Genomic DNA, 14,835 nt, shown 5'->3' on the forward strand with positions numbered 1-14,835 from the left:
CAACTCGCATTAGCTCTTACTCAATTGCCTGATTGGAAATATGAAATTAAGCACATCTAAAAAATAAACTTGCAAATTTTTAAAAGTTGAGTGCTTCACATGCCTTCCAGCCCCCCACCCATTTAATTAACATAAAAAAGAGAAAGGTAATGAGATGATATTTGATGATGGAGATAGATATGTAACGACACGTGAGTGTGCACAGCTTTTTAGTGTATCCACAACAACGATTCGCAATTGGGTGCTTCAGGGGTTGTTTCCGGAGCCATATAAGCTAGGGAGAGCAGTGAGATGGAGAAAAAAAGAGATCTTAGACTTCACTCCAAAGAAAAATAAGGAGCAAATAAGAACAAATTAGGTAAAATTATATAAACTGTAGAAGGTGGTCTNTTCACTCCAAAGAAAAATAAGGAGCAAATAAGAACAAATTAGGTAAAATTATATAAACTGTAGAAGGTGGTCTAAAAGGTGGTCTGAAAATAGCTATTTAAAGAAAAAAACTATATATTTCAATATGTTTAAGAAATAAAATGGTGCCCCCAGAGAGACTCGAACTCCCGACCCCCTGATTACAAATCAGGTGCTCTACCAACTGAGCTATAAGGGCGTAACCATGTAGGGATTAGCACAAACTCACAAAAAGGAAAACAGAAAATTATCAAATTTTGTGCATATTAAGTGAAAACTATATAATAAATAAAAATAACTAACTTATTTCCTCTTTTACCACTTTTTACAGCAAGGTTGGCACTATCCTTATGTTGATATCTTATAGAATCTTTTATAAGAATGCACTATTTTGCTATCAAATTACGAATCTGAAGACTTTGATTGATGAGAAAGGTATTTTTCAAGCCAGTGAATATTATAATTACCATCAGCAACATCTTGATTATTAATAAGATCGCGAAAAAGAGGTAGTGTAGTTTTTATCCCATCGACGACAAATTCATCTAAAGCACGCCGTAAACGCATCATACATTCTAAACGGGTACGTCCATGAACAATCAGCTTTCCAATCATGCTATCATAGTAAGGAGGGATACGATAACCTGAATAAGCGCCTGAATCAACACGAATCCCTAAACCTCCAGGTGTATGAAAATGTGTAATGGTTCCAGGTGATGGCGTAAAGTTAATAGGATCTTCTGCATTAATACGGCATTCAATGGCATGACCAGAAAAACAGACTTCATCTTGTGTCACTGAAAGCTTACAGCCTGATGCAATATGGATTTGTTCATGGACTAAATCTATACCTGTAATTGCTTCAGTTACAGGATGTTCTACTTGTAAACGTGTATTCATTTCAATAAAATAAAATTCGCCATTTTCATAAAGAAATTCAATAGTACCAGCTCCACGATATCCAAGTTTGGCACAGGCATTTGCAACAATACTTCCAATTTTTTTCCGTTCTGTTTCATTAAGTGCAGGTGATGTAGCTTCTTCCCATACTTTTTGATGCCGTCGTTGAAGTGAACAATCGCGTTCTCCTAAATGAATAGCATTTCCCGCACCATCACCTATGACTTGAATTTCAATATGACGGGGTTTTTCTAAATATTTTTCTATGTAAACAGCGTCATCACCAAAAGCAGCTTTCGCTTCTGAACGTGTTGTTTTGAGAGCTATAGAAAATTCTTGTTCAGAATGAACAACCTTCATACCACGTCCACCACCACCGGCAGAAGCTTTGATAATAACTGGATAACCAATTTCACGAGCAGTGCGTAAAGCATCTGATTCTTCAGTGACGGCCCCATCTGAACCGGGAACTACAGGAATACCAAGTTTTTTGGCGGTTTTCTTTGCTTCGATTTTATCGCCCATGATTCGGATATGAGTAGCTGTTGGACCGATGAATGTAATATCATGGGCTTCTAGAACATCCGCAAATTTTGCATTTTCAGAAAGAAAGCCATAACCTGGATGAACAGCATCAGCTCCTGTAATTTCACAAGCAGCAATAATTTGCTGAATACTCAAATAAGAATCGCGAGCGGGAGGAGGTCCAATACAAACACTTTCGTCAGCAAGACGAACATGCATTGCATCTGCATCAGCGGTAGAGTGAACAGCCACGGTTTTTATGCCAAGTTCTTTACATGCACGTAAAACGCGAAGAGCAATTTCTCCCCGATTAGCAATGAGGATTTTTCGAATCATGGTTGCCCCTCGCTTTATTCAACAATAATAAGTGGTTCACCAAATTCAACAGGTTGACCATCTTTGACAAGAACAGTGGTTACTGTGCCTGAGCGTGGTGATGAAATTTGATTCATTGTTTTCATGGCTTCAATAATAAGTAATGTCTCCCCTTCAGAAACATTTTGTCCTACTTCTACAAAAGGTTGCGCGCCTGGTGAAGGTGCAAGATAAGCTGTTCCAACCATGGGAGAGGTTATTGTGTTTTTTGATTTATCTTCTTGGATAGATTGTATAGGAGCTTCAGCTGTTGGAACTGGAGAAGATGTTACAGAAAAAGTAGGAGTAGAAACAGGAGCATAGATTGCTTGCTCAGAAGAAATTAAGGTATTTTGGCGTGAGACACAAATACGAAGCTCCCCTTGTTCAACTTCAATGTTCGTTAAATTTGTATCATTCAAAATTTCAGCAAGATCACGAATAATTTTCGTATCAATTGCGGTTTTTGCCGAATCCATTTTTTTTGTTGTCATTTTATTTCTAACTCCTTGATCAATGAAGATCGTCATTATCTCATTTTATGACCGAATATCTCTAGATTAGGGATGACATCTTTTGAGGCTTTAAAGATTTTTATTTCCTTTAAATTATTATACTTTGCAATTTAAAACTCGTATCTGCTTTACGCAAAATTGCACTTATAAGCCTGTTGTCAAAAAAGAGAAAGCATAAAATTACCTCATTTACAGTATTCTTTCTAAAATGGATCAGGAATTCACTGTGTATTGTCTATCGCTTGTTTTAGAATATCTTGTTTGGCTGCGCCAATGAATATTTTATTACCAATGATGTAAGAAGGTGTTCCCGTAATATGAAGTGTAGAGGCAATTTGAATATTTTCTTTAAAAGCGTTTTGCAGAGTGGGATCTTTTATTGCATTACGTAGTTTTTTTTCATCTGCTCCTAATGAAACAGCTACTTTAATAGCTTTAGCTTCATTTGCACGACCCTGATACATTAAAAGCGTTTTGTGAAACTGAGGATATTTCTCTGGAAATTGTTTTCGAAATGCGTAGGCAACAGTATGGGCTGCCATAGAATCAGAGCTTAAAATTGGTAAATCCTTGATAATAACCTTTAAATCTGGGTATTCTTTTATCAAGTCTTCTATATTTGAATAGGAAATTTTACAATATCCACAGTTGTAATCAAAAAAATTGACAAGCACTCTTTTACCATTTGGGTTTCCCAAAACAGCGTCATGAGGAGAATGAAAAATTTCTTTTTCTAACAAATGAATGACAGAAGTTTGTTTTTGGTTTTCGTATTCATTCTGTTTTTCCAGCTTATCTTGAAGAATAAGCTGCATTTCAATCATAATTTCTGGATGAGTAAGAAGGTACTCTCTGACAATTTGTTGAATATGATGAGAATCAGTATGTGGTATCATTTTTTCTTTAAGCTTAGATAAAAAGCTAGAATCTTCCAAAAGTTGTGTTTTAAGCTTTTCTAAGCTTAAATTATTTGCTGTTTTTGAGTGTGATGTTGCGTTTGATAAAGAAGGTAAAAAGATTAAAATACTCGACATAACTGGGACTAAAATTTTTGAAAGAAGTGTTATTTTCGAGTTTTGAGAGTGATAATTCATCTGTATACCTTCACATTTTCTAGGGTGTCATTGAGTGAACTATATGAAAAGCGCTCTCTATGTGCAATAAGCATTTAGCTATAGTGTGTCTTTAAGAATGAGAAAAAACATCAATTTTTCTCTAAAAAGATTTCATATGATGAACCTTGGTTTGGCAAGGATTATGTTTTGTAAAAGATAAAAAAAATCTCTTTAATTTGTCAAATGTTGTTTTGATGTATAAGGATATCAAAAGCTTTTTGTGCGTGTTTATTTTAGGAAAAAGTACGTTGATAATACAATGAAGAACACTTGTATTATTTTTTTCCTGTTGCTTTATTGAGTACTGAGAAAAAAATTAAATAATGAAAAGTGAAATTATGAAAACCACAACACATTATGAGCTGTTTATCATTGGGGGAGGGATAAACGGGTGTGGATTGGCAAGAGATGCAGCAGGACGCGGTTTTAAAGTGGGATTGGCTGAAATGAACGATCTTGCATCTGGGACCTCAAGTGCGTCAACAAAGCTTATTCATGGTGGGCTTCGTTATCTTGAACACTATGAGTTCAAACTTGTTCGTGAAGCATTGAAAGAACGCGAGATCATTTTACGCATGGCTCCACATATTGTGCGTCCTTTGCGTTTTCTCCTTCCTTATCATAAAGAATTGCGCCCTGCTTGGATGTTGCGTTTTGGACTTTTTATTTATGATTATTTAGGGAATTGGAATCAGAAATTGTGGCGCAGTAAAACGATTAATTTTTCACAAAAATTTTGCTCTACACTGAAGAAAGAATATCAGAGAGGTTTTGAATATTCTGATGCAAGAGTAGATGATGCGCGTTTAGTTATTGGCAATGCTCGTGATGCAGAAAAGAGGGGAGCTGATATAAAAGTACGAACAGAAGTTCTCTCTTTAAAAAAAGAAGACAATAAATGGCGTATCTTTCTTCAAGACAAGTTAAGTAGCAAAGAATATAGTGTCACAGCTTCTTATGTCGCGAATATGACAGGACCTTGGATTGATCATGTTTTGGCAAGCATATTAGATTGTAAAGAACATCCACCAGTACGGCTTGTTAGAGGTTCTCATATTTTGGTTCCCAAGCTTTATACTCATGATCGTGCTTATATTTTTCAAAATGGTGATGGGCGTATTATATTTGCTATTCCGTATCAAGAAGAGTTTACCTTGCTTGGAACAACAGATTGTAATTATCAAGGAGATCCGGCTGACGTTCATATTACTGATACAGAAATTGATTATATTTGTGCAGCAGCCAGTGAATATTTCATACAACCAGTGTTGCCTGAAACGATTGTCTGGTCTTACTCTGGAGTTCGTCCACTCTATGATGATGGAGCTTCAAAAGCACAAGAAATTACGCGCGATTATGTTTTAAAAGAAATGGGAACAGGAACAACACCAAAGATTCTTAATCTTTATGGTGGAAAGATTACAACTTATCGTAAGTTGGCTGAAGATGCGATGAAATTTGTTGAAAAAGAGCTTGGTAAAAAGGGAGCATCATGGACGGCTAAGGCAGTACTTCCAGGGGGTGATTTTCCCTATAACAAATTAGATACAATCGAAAATAGGATTGCTCTTTTGATGCCAGATTTAGATGCTTTTACACATCGCAGGCTTGCACGCTCCTACGGTACGGAAGCATTGGTGATCTTTGCACATGGTAAGGCAAATAAAGGAAAAAATTTTGGACATGGGCTTTATGAAGTAGAAGTAAAATGGTTGATGGAAAAAGAATGGGCTAAAGTATGTGAAGATGTGTTATGGCGTCGTTCAAAACTGGGTCTCCTATTTAATGAACAAGAGGTTGATACTCTTTCTTCCTATATGCAAAGCCAACAAGAGATTGAACAACTTTTATGATCATTTCATTTTACAGATTTTATCTGCAATATTGTAAAATATTTTCCTTAAAGAGATACTGATATCAATCATAGATATTAAAAAGGCAATGGCTGTCTATACCCTGATTTTAGTTTTTTTTTGCAAGAATCATAAAATGGCAAAATTAGATAGAATATTTAGGATGAAATTTATCTATCTTATAAAGTGAAATTCAAGAATGTTACCAAGAATAACTCATTGAAAAAAAATGATTTATAATTAGATTCATGTGAAATAAGGATTTTTATTCTTTCTTTAGGAGAAGATAAAGATACTTTCTGTAGCATTTATTTGCACAATAAGTTAAAAAAAATCTAAAGAAAATTAAATCTATTATAAAAAATTGTATAATGTGTTAGTTTAGCATTTATTATCTTAAATGCTGTGCTAAATCATGTAAGGATGGAGGCTTGATGAGCGTAAGAAGAACTTGTAAATGAGTTTTTTATATTATGGTGAAAATCTTCTTTTTTCATGTTTATATACCTGAACACTAATCTATGAGAAATGCAAAATTGTGTTTTATCATGATTGATTGTAGTAAACCTTGATATCAATTGAAAATAATGAACTGTTATTATACTCATGATAGTATAAGAGAATAAAATTTTCCGTAAACTAAAAGTAAGTATTTTTCTATGTATAAAGAGAGAGCTATAGGGACATGAGAGTAATACCCTCATGATATTTTACAACCTTCCATCGACTATAAAATTTGCAGTAGCACCAATGTTGGACTGGACAGACCGACATTGCAGGTTTTTTTATCGTCTTTTAACGAAAAAAGCTCTCCTTTATACGGAAATGATGGTAGCAGATGCTGTCATTCATGGTGTTCGCGAACAATTGTTGGCTTTTAGCGATAAAGAATGTCCAGTTGCATTACAACTAGGGGGGGCTGATCCGAAAAAGTTAGCAGAAGCTGCACGAATTGCTGAGGATTTTGGCTACAACGAAATAAATCTTAATGTCGGGTGCCCATCAAATCGTGTTCAAGCAGGTGTCTTTGGGGCTTGTTTGATGTTACATCCAGACATTGTGGCAAATGCCGTGGAAGCGATGAAACGAGAGGTTACTATACCTGTAACTGTCAAATGTCGGATTGGAGTGGACGAACAAGATGAAGAGTTAGCGTTAGATCTTTTGGCTAATCAGGTTTGGAATGCTGGATGTGATGCGCTCTGGATACATGCACGCAAGGCATGGCTGCAAGGATTGAGTCCGAAAGAAAACCGTAATATTCCGCCCCTTAATTATGAAAGAGTTTACAAATTAAAACGTAAATATCCTCATAAATTCATTGGGATAAATGGTGGAATTAAATCGATTGATGAGATCAAAGAACACTTAACTTTCTGTGATGCTGTCATGGTTGGTCGCCAAGTTTATCATAATCCAGCTTTGTTAAAACATATTGATTTTGAACTCTATGGTGAGACGCAAAATAATCTGAGTGAGAGTGATCTTATTGAGGTTATGTGTGATTATGCAGCTCGACATATTGCATCGGGGGGGCGGCTTTCTCATGTGACACGTCACATGATTGGTTTATTTCATGGGCGGGGTGGGGCACGTCGATGGAGGCAAATATTATCAAATGATGCGACAAAACCAAATGCAGATATATGTATTTTAAAAGAAGCTTTTTATGCTCTCATTTAATAATAGCCTAATAATTAACATATATTAAAGTTGAGATCCTTTGCGTTTGGATGTCTTTGCGATAATTTTGATCTCTTCAATTTTATAAGTTTTTGAAAGTTTATAACTTTTATTATGCATAAGAATTGTTGGAATGTATATATTAAACGGCATGCTGATTATGCCTATTAAATAAAAAATAGGTTAAGGGTATCACTGTAAAGGTAATCATAAGATATTAATAACATTTTGAATCTTGCACGTTTGTTATTAGGGTTGAAAATAGAATGTAGAAATTATTGCTTTCATAGTATTTAACATTTTTAAAGCACTGTTAAAAAAACAATAAATTATTCATATCCTGTATATATGACGGGATTTTCATAAACATTGTAGATTTTAAAAGGTATCCTTATGACCGCTAGTCCATTTGATGATTTTCGTGCTTTGCTTACAAATTTACCTGTTGCTGATGAGTTTTCTATAATTTTGGCAAAAAAACGGCAAAAAGACTTAACAAAAGAGCAAGGAACATTAGGAAAACTAGGAGATATTGCTGTTTGGTATGCGGGGTGGAGGGGTACAGAAAAACCTATCGTAACGAGACCTTTGGTCGCTATTTTTTCTGGAAATCATGGTATTGTAGAGGAGAATATTACACCATTTCCACAATCTATGACACAAAAAATGGTAGAAAATTTTGCCTCTGGTGGAGCTGCTATCAATCAAATTTGTATTGCTTATGATCTTGGATTAAAAATATTTGATTTAGCATTAGAATATCCAACAATGAATATTACGAAGGATGCCGCAATGGATGAGCGGAGTGCGGCTGCTACAATGGCATTTGGAATGGAATCCATTGCGGGTGGAACAGATCTTTTATGTATTGGAGAAATGGGAATTGGAAACACAGCAATAGCTTCAGCTTTATGCTTAGCATTGTTTGGAGGGGAAGTGGAAGAATGGACAGGAAATGCTATGGAATCAGAAGGTGATTTTTATCAGCGTAAAATTGCAGCGGTTAAGACAGCTATTTCTTTGCACAAGGATTATTTCAATGATCCTTTTGAGATAATGCGTCGCTTAGGAGGACGTGAAATTGCTGCTATGGTTGGTGCTATTTTAGCAGCAAGAATAGAAAAAATACCCGTTATTTTAGATGGTTTTGTGGCAACAGCAGCTGCAGCGGTCCTTTATAAAATGCATCCAAAAGCTCTTGATCATACCCTTGTTGGACATGTTTCTTCTGAGACAGCTCATCGTAAACTTTTAAAAAAAATTGGCAAAGAACCACTTCTAGATTTGGGGATGCGTCTTGGTGAAGGGACAGGAGCAGCTATGGCAGCTGGTATTGTCAAAGCTGCTGTTTTAACACATGCACAAATGGTCGTTTTTCAACAAGAAAGTTTGAATGCCTAAAAGATCATGAGACGGATATAAAAATCTTAAGAGTTTTGTTCATGCGTCTTGTCGTGTAATTTAATATAATTAAGTGGAAGTTCCGTTGTATATTTAATCTGTTCCATTGCGAAAGAAGATGAGACATCACGGATGTCAATTTTAGAAATTAATTTTTTATAAAAAAGATCATAAGCTTCAATGTTGGGCACAACAACACGCAATAAATAGTCAATATCTCCACTCATTCGATAAAATTCAATGACTTCACGGAATTCTTGCACAATTTTTGAAAAACGCTTAAACCATTCATGACTATGTGTGTTTGTGCGAATAGACACAAAAACAGTGACGTGTGCGTTTACTTTTTCAGGAGAAAGAACAGCAACACGACGCTGAATGACGCCATCTTCTTCAAGTTTTTGAATTCTACGCCAGCAAGGAGTGGTCGAAAGTCCCACTTTTTTAGCAATATCAGCAACAGAAAGTGTCGCATTTTCTTGCAAAAGATGTAAAATTTTTCGGTCAAGACGATCCATATTTATTCTCAATATTTTAATTTATAAAAATTTACGCACTAAACAACGCAGATATACAATAAGCTCATCATTAAACCATGGATTTTTCTGTAACCAAGAAGTATTTCGCCATGATGGATGAGGCAAAGGCATAACATTATAGCCTCGAGGTTGGGGAATGGAAAGAATATTTCTCCAATCACCAACAGTTGCAGAAACGGTTTTATATTTTAATTCTGTAATGTGCCACTTTTGCGCATAACTGCCAATAGCAAGAACAAGCTTTATTTGAGGCATCGCTTGAAATATCTTTTCATGCCATATTTCTCGACATTCACGTCTTGGTGGTAAATCAGCTTTATTTTTGTCATAGCCTGGAAAACAAAATCCCATAGGAACAATAGCAAAAAGAGATCTATTATAAAATTCTTCTTTCGTGACACCCAGCCAATTACGCAATTTTTCGCCAGAACGATCATTAAAAGGGATAGAAGTTTCATGGACACGCAACCCTGGTGCTTGGCCTGCAATTGCAATCGAAGCGGTATCGGATAAATAAACGACCGGGTTTGGTTCATGAGGAAGAGGAGGAAAATAATGGGGTTGTTGGACGCAAACACGACAGGAATAGATCTCTTTTTCAAGTTTGATAATTTGGCTACATTGTTTCATTGGTAAATAAAATTAAAAAATATTTTTCTTATTCTGTGCGAGGATTTGCTTTGCGCCATTCTTTTGGTCGTTGAAAACTTGATGCCCATATTCCTTTCTTTTTCTTTCTAGCTTCTTGCTCTTCTTTGGGGTATTCATAATAATTTACAGCCCAACCATTATGTACAAGTGTTGCGTTGATATTGCTAACTTGTTTTGTTTTACATGTTGCAAGAATACGGCGATATTTATCTGTTTTTTGCCAGTGACATGTAACAGTTTGATTTTTTAATAGTTTTTCTAAATATTTCTTTGCCTCAAGCCCACAAGGGTAGCGTGCTTCTTTTTTTCCACAAAATTGGTGGAGTTCAGGAGCATCAATTCCAGCTAGTCGAATCTTAATTGAAGAAATCATAATGGTATCGCCATCAATGATTAATGCATTTCCTTCAACAGTGTTTTGAGAAGAAAATTTTTCTTTTTGAGGCAACAGCTGAGTTTTCTTAAAATAAGTTGACATAATGATAAGAATGCTAGCAGCGACAAAAATACTGAAACCGATAACTTTTAGATTAAAGCTTCTTAGATTAAAATGAGAAAAAGATTTTTTCATGAAATAAAGAAACTGCTAACATTATTATAACTCTATTTTAGTATTGTTTATAATTGACCCGAGAAACTTTATTCATATGACGAAACAGTGTTTCGTTTTAATGACAAAATTTTCATTAGATATCACAATAATCAAATACTCATACAGAATATATGTAAGCAACTTAAATAATAAATCAACTTATCCAAATCCGTACAAAACATACAAAGTTTAAAGTAAACTTTTTAAACTTAAGGAAATAAAAAAACACCCCTCAAAAAATAACTTTGAAGAGCAATACTCCAACATTTCTTTTGGAGTATAAAATCTATCAATTTAATAATAATTTTATTTATTTAATTTTTGTTTCTTTAAATTCAACGTGCTTTTTTACAACTGGATCATATTTACGCTTGCTCATTTTATCTGTCATTGTACGGCTGTTTTTCTTTGTTACATAGAAAAAACCAGTATCTGCAGTTGATAAAAGCTTGATCTTAATGGTTGCTGCTTTAGCCATAATGTAAATACCCTATTTATACTGAAAAAATATTATTTCTGTCAAAACTTATTTCCGACATCATCAGATTTTCCGGCAACACTACGGATGTTCTCAAAAAAGTCAAGAGCTGATTAATTTTCTCATAAGTTGGACAAACACCAAAATGACATATAAACCGAAAAAAACAGCCATGGCTATTGAAAAACCAAAGTGTTTAAAGATATCCATGGATTTTCCGATAAAGGTCGGTCCGATGAGCATACCAATTCCATAACAAAAAATAAAAGCAGAATTAGCAGCAGCAAGCTCTTGCCCCTTGAGACGGGCTCCTAAATGTGCAAGACTAATTGTATAAAGGCTCGCTGATACACCACCCAGAAAAAACAAATCAAGCATCAGAATCCATGGATATTGAAGAATCCATGGTACTATAAAAGTTCCTAAAAAACCTAAAATAGCGCAACTCATCAGCGGGTAGCGTCGATCTTTGGCGTAGTCGCTTATAATGCTGATAGGAATTAAGAGGAAAATATTCCCAAGTGCAAGGGTTGCCATAAAATGTGCTGCTTCATTCTCATTATAACCAATGGATAAACTAAAGGGTATTATAAGAGTTAATACGCCCATTTGAATGGCCCCGTAAACAAGGACCGCCATCATTGCACTTGGAACGTGAAAAAGATAACGAAAAAATGGCATATATTGATTTTTTTGAAATTCTGGACTTAATTTCCAAGCGGTAAGAATTGGTATAGTAGCAAGTATAATAAGGCTATATCCAACAGCAAAAGGAATAAATCCTTGTGTTCCCACTTTTGCTAGCAGCGTTAGACCTATTATAAACCCTAATCCTAAGACAATAGCATAAATAGAAAGGATCAAACCGCGTTTTTTTGGGGGAGCATAACTGTTGATCCAAAACTCTGATAGGATAAACATAACTGTCATGCTGAAATGTAATATAAACTTTAAAATAAACCAAATCCATATGGGATCAAAAAAATAGAATCCTAAAAAACTTAAAGATCCTATCGCCATCATAAGCAATATTGTTTGAGCGATTCCTAAGCATAAGGCAATTCGAGACGTAAAAATAGCTGCAATAATTGTGGCGATTCCACCAACTGTTCCACTATAGCCGATTGTACTGTTGGAAAGTCCTTTCTCTGCCATAAGAAGAGAGACAAGTTGTGTTCCCATTGCCAATGCTGTTCCAACAGTGCCAATGGTTGCAATAGCGGCAATAATTGCACGCAAAGAATTATTTTGAGAGTCAAAAGGTTTTTTTTTCATGAGAATGGCTTAAGGTACTCTTGTTTATTTAAACAATGAAAAGATGAGCTGAAATGAAAGGGAGCCAAAACTATCCTTTGCAGTTTCTCTCATTTTCTAAGTATAAAAAACTGCAAGATTTTTATATGGTTATTATAGACTTAACAATAAAATTTATCCTCTTGTATACTAAAGAAAGAAGATTGTACATATAAATATTATATAATATAAGTCATTTCTTAAATTAAATTTATTATTCATATTATATTCAATGGAGGGCAAGAAGCTTAATTTTTTCTTTTCCCATAAAAAGTATACTTTTGTTTTTTTAATTTGTTTTTATGGTAGGATGTCGGTGAAAATTTTATTGGACGAGGTTTTGTTAACAGTTCAAAGCATAAAGCGCCAGCAAAAGGTTGTACCGTTATAAGTTTTACTTCTACAACATCACTGAGCTGATAGCCTTTATGGCTACGCTGTCCTACAAGAACATGTTGTGCTTCATCAAAATGATAATAATCATTTTTAAGTGTAGAAATATGGACAAAACCATCTGTATTGAGTTTATCAAGTGAGATAAAAAGACCTGCTTTTGTAACTCCGGAAATGCGGCCTGTAAAAATACGACCGATTTTATTCGTTAAATAGTGAGCAACAAGCCGATCAATCGTTTCTCTTTCAGCCATCATTGCACGGCGTTCGTATAAAGAAACTTGCGTAGCAATTTCTGCAAGATTTTGTTCTTGTGTATCTGTTAATTGATCATTTCCTAATTTGAGAGCTTTAATGAGTGCTCGATGAATAATGAGATCAGCATAACGACGGATTGGTGATGTAAAATGTGTATAGTTCTGCAAATTCAAACCAAAATGGCCACTATTTTTAGGGTTGTACTCTGCTTGTGATTGTGAACGCAAAATAACTTGATTGACTAGTTCTTGTTGTTGAGTATGAGCGACCTTTTCTAAAATTCTATTAAGGCGCGCTGAGGTAAGTTCGCTTCCGCGGGAGAGTGGTATCCCCAAACTTTGAAGAAAGCTCCGAAGTATTTCTTGCTTAGCAAGAGAAGGTTTTTCATGAATACGATAAATGAGCGGCTGGTGATGTTGTTTTAATGTTTCAGAAGCTGCAATATTAGCTTGTATCATAAACTCTTCAATTAAACGATGCGCTTCTAATTGTGTTTCACTCACAACATCTTTTATGCATCCATTTTGATCAAGAATAATCTTTTTTTCTGCAATTTCTAATTCTAGTGGTTGGCGACGATTTCTCGCAGCTTTAAGGCATGCATAGGCTTCCCATAAGGGGTGCAAAATGCTCTCAAAAAGAGGGGTTATTTTTTCATTTATATTACCTTCAATTGCCAATTGTACTTCTTGATAAGAAAGTTTGGCTCTTACACGAATCATAATACGATGAAAACTATGTTTTCGTTTATTACCGTTTGCATCAAAAATCATACGAACGGCTAAAGCTGGTCTTTCTTTTCCTTCACGAAGAGAACATAAATCATGAGAAAGGCGTTCAGGTAACATTGGCACAACGGTATCGGGAAAATAAACAGAATTTCCACGTTTCAATGCTTCTTTATCTAAAGCGCTTCCTGTTTTGATATAGTAAGAAACATCTGCAATGGCCACAATAATAATCCAACCATCATTATTTGCTGGGTCTTTATCCTTGGTTGCATAAACTGCATCATCATGGTCTTTTGCATCTGGTGGATCAATTGTAATAAAGGGTAATTGTCGCCAATCTTCACGATTATCCATATTGGCAGCTTTGATATGTTTGGCTTGCTCAAGAACACTTTCAGGAAAAATATAAGGAATTCCTTTCGAAAGAAGCGCTATCATTGAGAGTGTTTTCTCACTCTTAATGTGCCCTAAAACATTCTTTATTTTTGCGCTCTTTAATCCGTAACCAGTATTTTTTTTAATTTCGACTTCAACGAGGTCACCAATTTGAATCTTCATTTCTGGAGACATTTCAACAATGAGTTCATTGGTTTTGCGGTCTATAGGATCAAGGCGCCATTGATTATTTTCAAATTTTTGTACAACAGCAAATGCGCTTTTGGGAGATACATCAATTTTACGAATAATTCGTCCCGTATAAGGATGGCTTGAGCTTTCAGAATTTTTATTTCGAAAAACTTTTACAAGAATATGATCTCCAACACCAATATTACTTCCTGTTATGTGATGAAAAGAGTGTATTTCAATATTGGGCTTTGGAGAATCTTCCCATTCAAGAGGTTGTGCAATAAAACTTCCATCTTTATCACGTCCGCTAATTTTTACTAAAGAAACAGGGGGTAATTTTCCTTTGTTTATTGCTCTTTTGTGGTGTTTAGATATGAGATTTTGATCCTTTAACTCACGTAACATATCTCTAAGCCAGATACGAGAATCGCCTTTTAAGTTAAAAGCTTTAGCGATTTCTCGTTTACTTGAGTGGTTAGGATTCTCAATTATAAAGGAAAGGATTGCTTCCTTATTGGGAAAAGTTTTCCCCTTGAATGAAGAGAGATATTTTATGTTTTTTTCACCTTTAGCCAAAAT

The 14,835-nt window shown here is 35.0% G+C and carries 13 protein-coding genes and 1 tRNA gene; 4 read left to right on the top strand and 10 right to left on the bottom strand.

The window, feature by feature from the left end; translation table 11 throughout:
• Positions 1–154 precede the first annotated feature (154 nt).
• Complete coding sequence (locus ACFILD_RS01225; RefSeq protein WP_273790351.1) at positions 155–358, top strand: AlpA family transcriptional regulator; 204 nt, start codon at positions 155–157, stop codon at positions 356–358.
• 173 nt (positions 359–531) lie between these two features.
• Here ACFILD_RS01225 and ACFILD_RS01230 read toward each other — a convergent pair.
• From ACFILD_RS01230 to ACFILD_RS01245, 4 genes are all read right to left on the bottom strand, one after another.
• Positions 532–607: transfer RNA gene (locus tag ACFILD_RS01230), tRNA-Thr, on the bottom strand.
• Positions 608–810: 203 nt separating this feature from the next.
• Entirely contained in the window at positions 811–2,169 is a 1,359-nt protein-coding gene (gene accC / locus ACFILD_RS01235) for an acetyl-CoA carboxylase biotin carboxylase subunit (RefSeq protein ID WP_375657794.1), read from the bottom strand.
• A 14-nt stretch (positions 2,170–2,183) separates the two neighbouring features.
• Positions 2,184–2,681: an acetyl-CoA carboxylase biotin carboxyl carrier protein gene (gene accB, locus ACFILD_RS01240; protein ID WP_375643407.1), complete on the bottom strand. Its 498-nt coding sequence runs from the start codon at positions 2,679–2,681 to the stop codon at positions 2,184–2,186.
• Between the two features lie 242 nt (positions 2,682–2,923).
• Positions 2,924–3,796, bottom strand: coding sequence for a DsbA family protein (locus ACFILD_RS01245; RefSeq protein ID WP_273791009.1), 873 nt, complete (start codon positions 3,794–3,796; stop codon positions 2,924–2,926).
• A 344-nt stretch (positions 3,797–4,140) separates the two neighbouring features.
• On the opposite strand from ACFILD_RS01245, the gene glpD reads away from it, so the two are divergent.
• From glpD to cobT, 3 genes are all read left to right on the top strand, one after another.
• Positions 4,141–5,670 (top strand): glycerol-3-phosphate dehydrogenase, encoded by a 1,530-nt coding sequence (gene glpD, locus ACFILD_RS01250; RefSeq protein ID WP_273791010.1) that lies wholly within the window; start codon positions 4,141–4,143, stop codon positions 5,668–5,670.
• Between the two features lie 702 nt (positions 5,671–6,372).
• Complete coding sequence (gene dusA / locus ACFILD_RS01255; protein ID WP_375631111.1) at positions 6,373–7,353, top strand: tRNA dihydrouridine(20/20a) synthase DusA; 981 nt, start codon at positions 6,373–6,375, stop codon at positions 7,351–7,353.
• 393 nt (positions 7,354–7,746) lie between these two features.
• Entirely contained in the window at positions 7,747–8,754 is a 1,008-nt protein-coding gene (gene cobT / locus ACFILD_RS01260) for a nicotinate-nucleotide--dimethylbenzimidazole phosphoribosyltransferase (protein ID WP_375637612.1), read from the top strand.
• A gap of 26 nt (positions 8,755–8,780) precedes the next feature.
• Here the strand turns inward: cobT and ACFILD_RS01265 are convergent, their stop codons facing one another.
• The 6 genes from ACFILD_RS01265 to rnr all read right to left on the bottom strand — a co-directional run bounded on the left by ACFILD_RS01265 (position 8,781) and on the right by rnr (position 14,832).
• The gene (locus ACFILD_RS01265) at positions 8,781–9,272 is read right to left on the bottom strand and encodes an Lrp/AsnC family transcriptional regulator (protein WP_015856433.1); all 492 of its coding nucleotides are present in this window, start codon (positions 9,270–9,272) and stop codon (positions 8,781–8,783) included.
• 21 nt (positions 9,273–9,293) lie between these two features.
• The gene (locus ACFILD_RS01270; protein ID WP_375637613.1) at positions 9,294–9,923 is read right to left on the bottom strand and encodes a uracil-DNA glycosylase family protein; all 630 of its coding nucleotides are present in this window, start codon (positions 9,921–9,923) and stop codon (positions 9,294–9,296) included.
• 28 nt (positions 9,924–9,951) lie between these two features.
• Entirely contained in the window at positions 9,952–10,515 is a 564-nt protein-coding gene (locus ACFILD_RS01275) for a thermonuclease family protein (RefSeq protein ID WP_375611942.1), read from the bottom strand.
• Between the two features lie 331 nt (positions 10,516–10,846).
• Positions 10,847–11,014, bottom strand: a complete 168-nt coding sequence (gene rpmG, locus ACFILD_RS01280; RefSeq protein WP_004864083.1) for a 50S ribosomal protein L33 — start codon at positions 11,012–11,014, stop codon at positions 10,847–10,849.
• 102 nt (positions 11,015–11,116) lie between these two features.
• Positions 11,117–12,289, bottom strand: coding sequence for an MFS transporter (locus ACFILD_RS01285; RefSeq protein ID WP_375637614.1), 1,173 nt, complete (start codon positions 12,287–12,289; stop codon positions 11,117–11,119).
• Positions 12,290–12,555: 266 nt separating this feature from the next.
• Positions 12,556–14,832 (bottom strand): ribonuclease R, encoded by a 2,277-nt coding sequence (gene rnr / locus ACFILD_RS01290; RefSeq protein ID WP_375664663.1) that lies wholly within the window; start codon positions 14,830–14,832, stop codon positions 12,556–12,558.
• Positions 14,833–14,835 lie beyond the last annotated feature (3 nt).

The sequence above is a fragment of the Bartonella sp. CL162QHHD genome, assembly GCF_042195435.1.
Taxonomy (GTDB): Bacteria; Pseudomonadota; Alphaproteobacteria; order Rhizobiales; family Rhizobiaceae; genus Bartonella.

What these genes read in the sequence shown, in the direction of transcription:
- ACFILD_RS01225 (WP_273790351.1), top strand. Translation starts at nt 155, where the DNA reads ATGATATTTGATGATGGAGATAGATATGTAACGACACGTGAGTGTGCA.
- accC (WP_375657794.1), bottom strand. Translation starts at nt 2,169, where the DNA reads ATGATTCGAAAAATCCTCATTGCTAATCGGGGAGAAATTGCTCTTCGC.
- accB (WP_375643407.1), bottom strand. Translation starts at nt 2,681, where the DNA reads ATGACAACAAAAAAAATGGATTCGGCAAAAACCGCAATTGATACGAAA.
- ACFILD_RS01245 (WP_273791009.1), bottom strand. Translation starts at nt 3,796, where the DNA reads ATGAATTATCACTCTCAAAACTCGAAAATAACACTTCTTTCAAAAATT.
- glpD (WP_273791010.1), top strand. Translation starts at nt 4,141, where the DNA reads ATGAAAAGTGAAATTATGAAAACCACAACACATTATGAGCTGTTTATC.
- dusA (WP_375631111.1), top strand. Translation starts at nt 6,373, where the DNA reads ATGATATTTTACAACCTTCCATCGACTATAAAATTTGCAGTAGCACCA.
- cobT (WP_375637612.1), top strand. Translation starts at nt 7,747, where the DNA reads ATGACCGCTAGTCCATTTGATGATTTTCGTGCTTTGCTTACAAATTTA.
- ACFILD_RS01265 (WP_015856433.1), bottom strand. Translation starts at nt 9,272, where the DNA reads ATGGATCGTCTTGACCGAAAAATTTTACATCTTTTGCAAGAAAATGCG.
- ACFILD_RS01270 (WP_375637613.1), bottom strand. Translation starts at nt 9,923, where the DNA reads ATGAAACAATGTAGCCAAATTATCAAACTTGAAAAAGAGATCTATTCC.
- ACFILD_RS01275 (WP_375611942.1), bottom strand. Translation starts at nt 10,515, where the DNA reads ATGAAAAAATCTTTTTCTCATTTTAATCTAAGAAGCTTTAATCTAAAA.
- rpmG (WP_004864083.1), bottom strand. Translation starts at nt 11,014, where the DNA reads ATGGCTAAAGCAGCAACCATTAAGATCAAGCTTTTATCAACTGCAGAT.
- ACFILD_RS01285 (WP_375637614.1), bottom strand. Translation starts at nt 12,289, where the DNA reads ATGAAAAAAAAACCTTTTGACTCTCAAAATAATTCTTTGCGTGCAATT.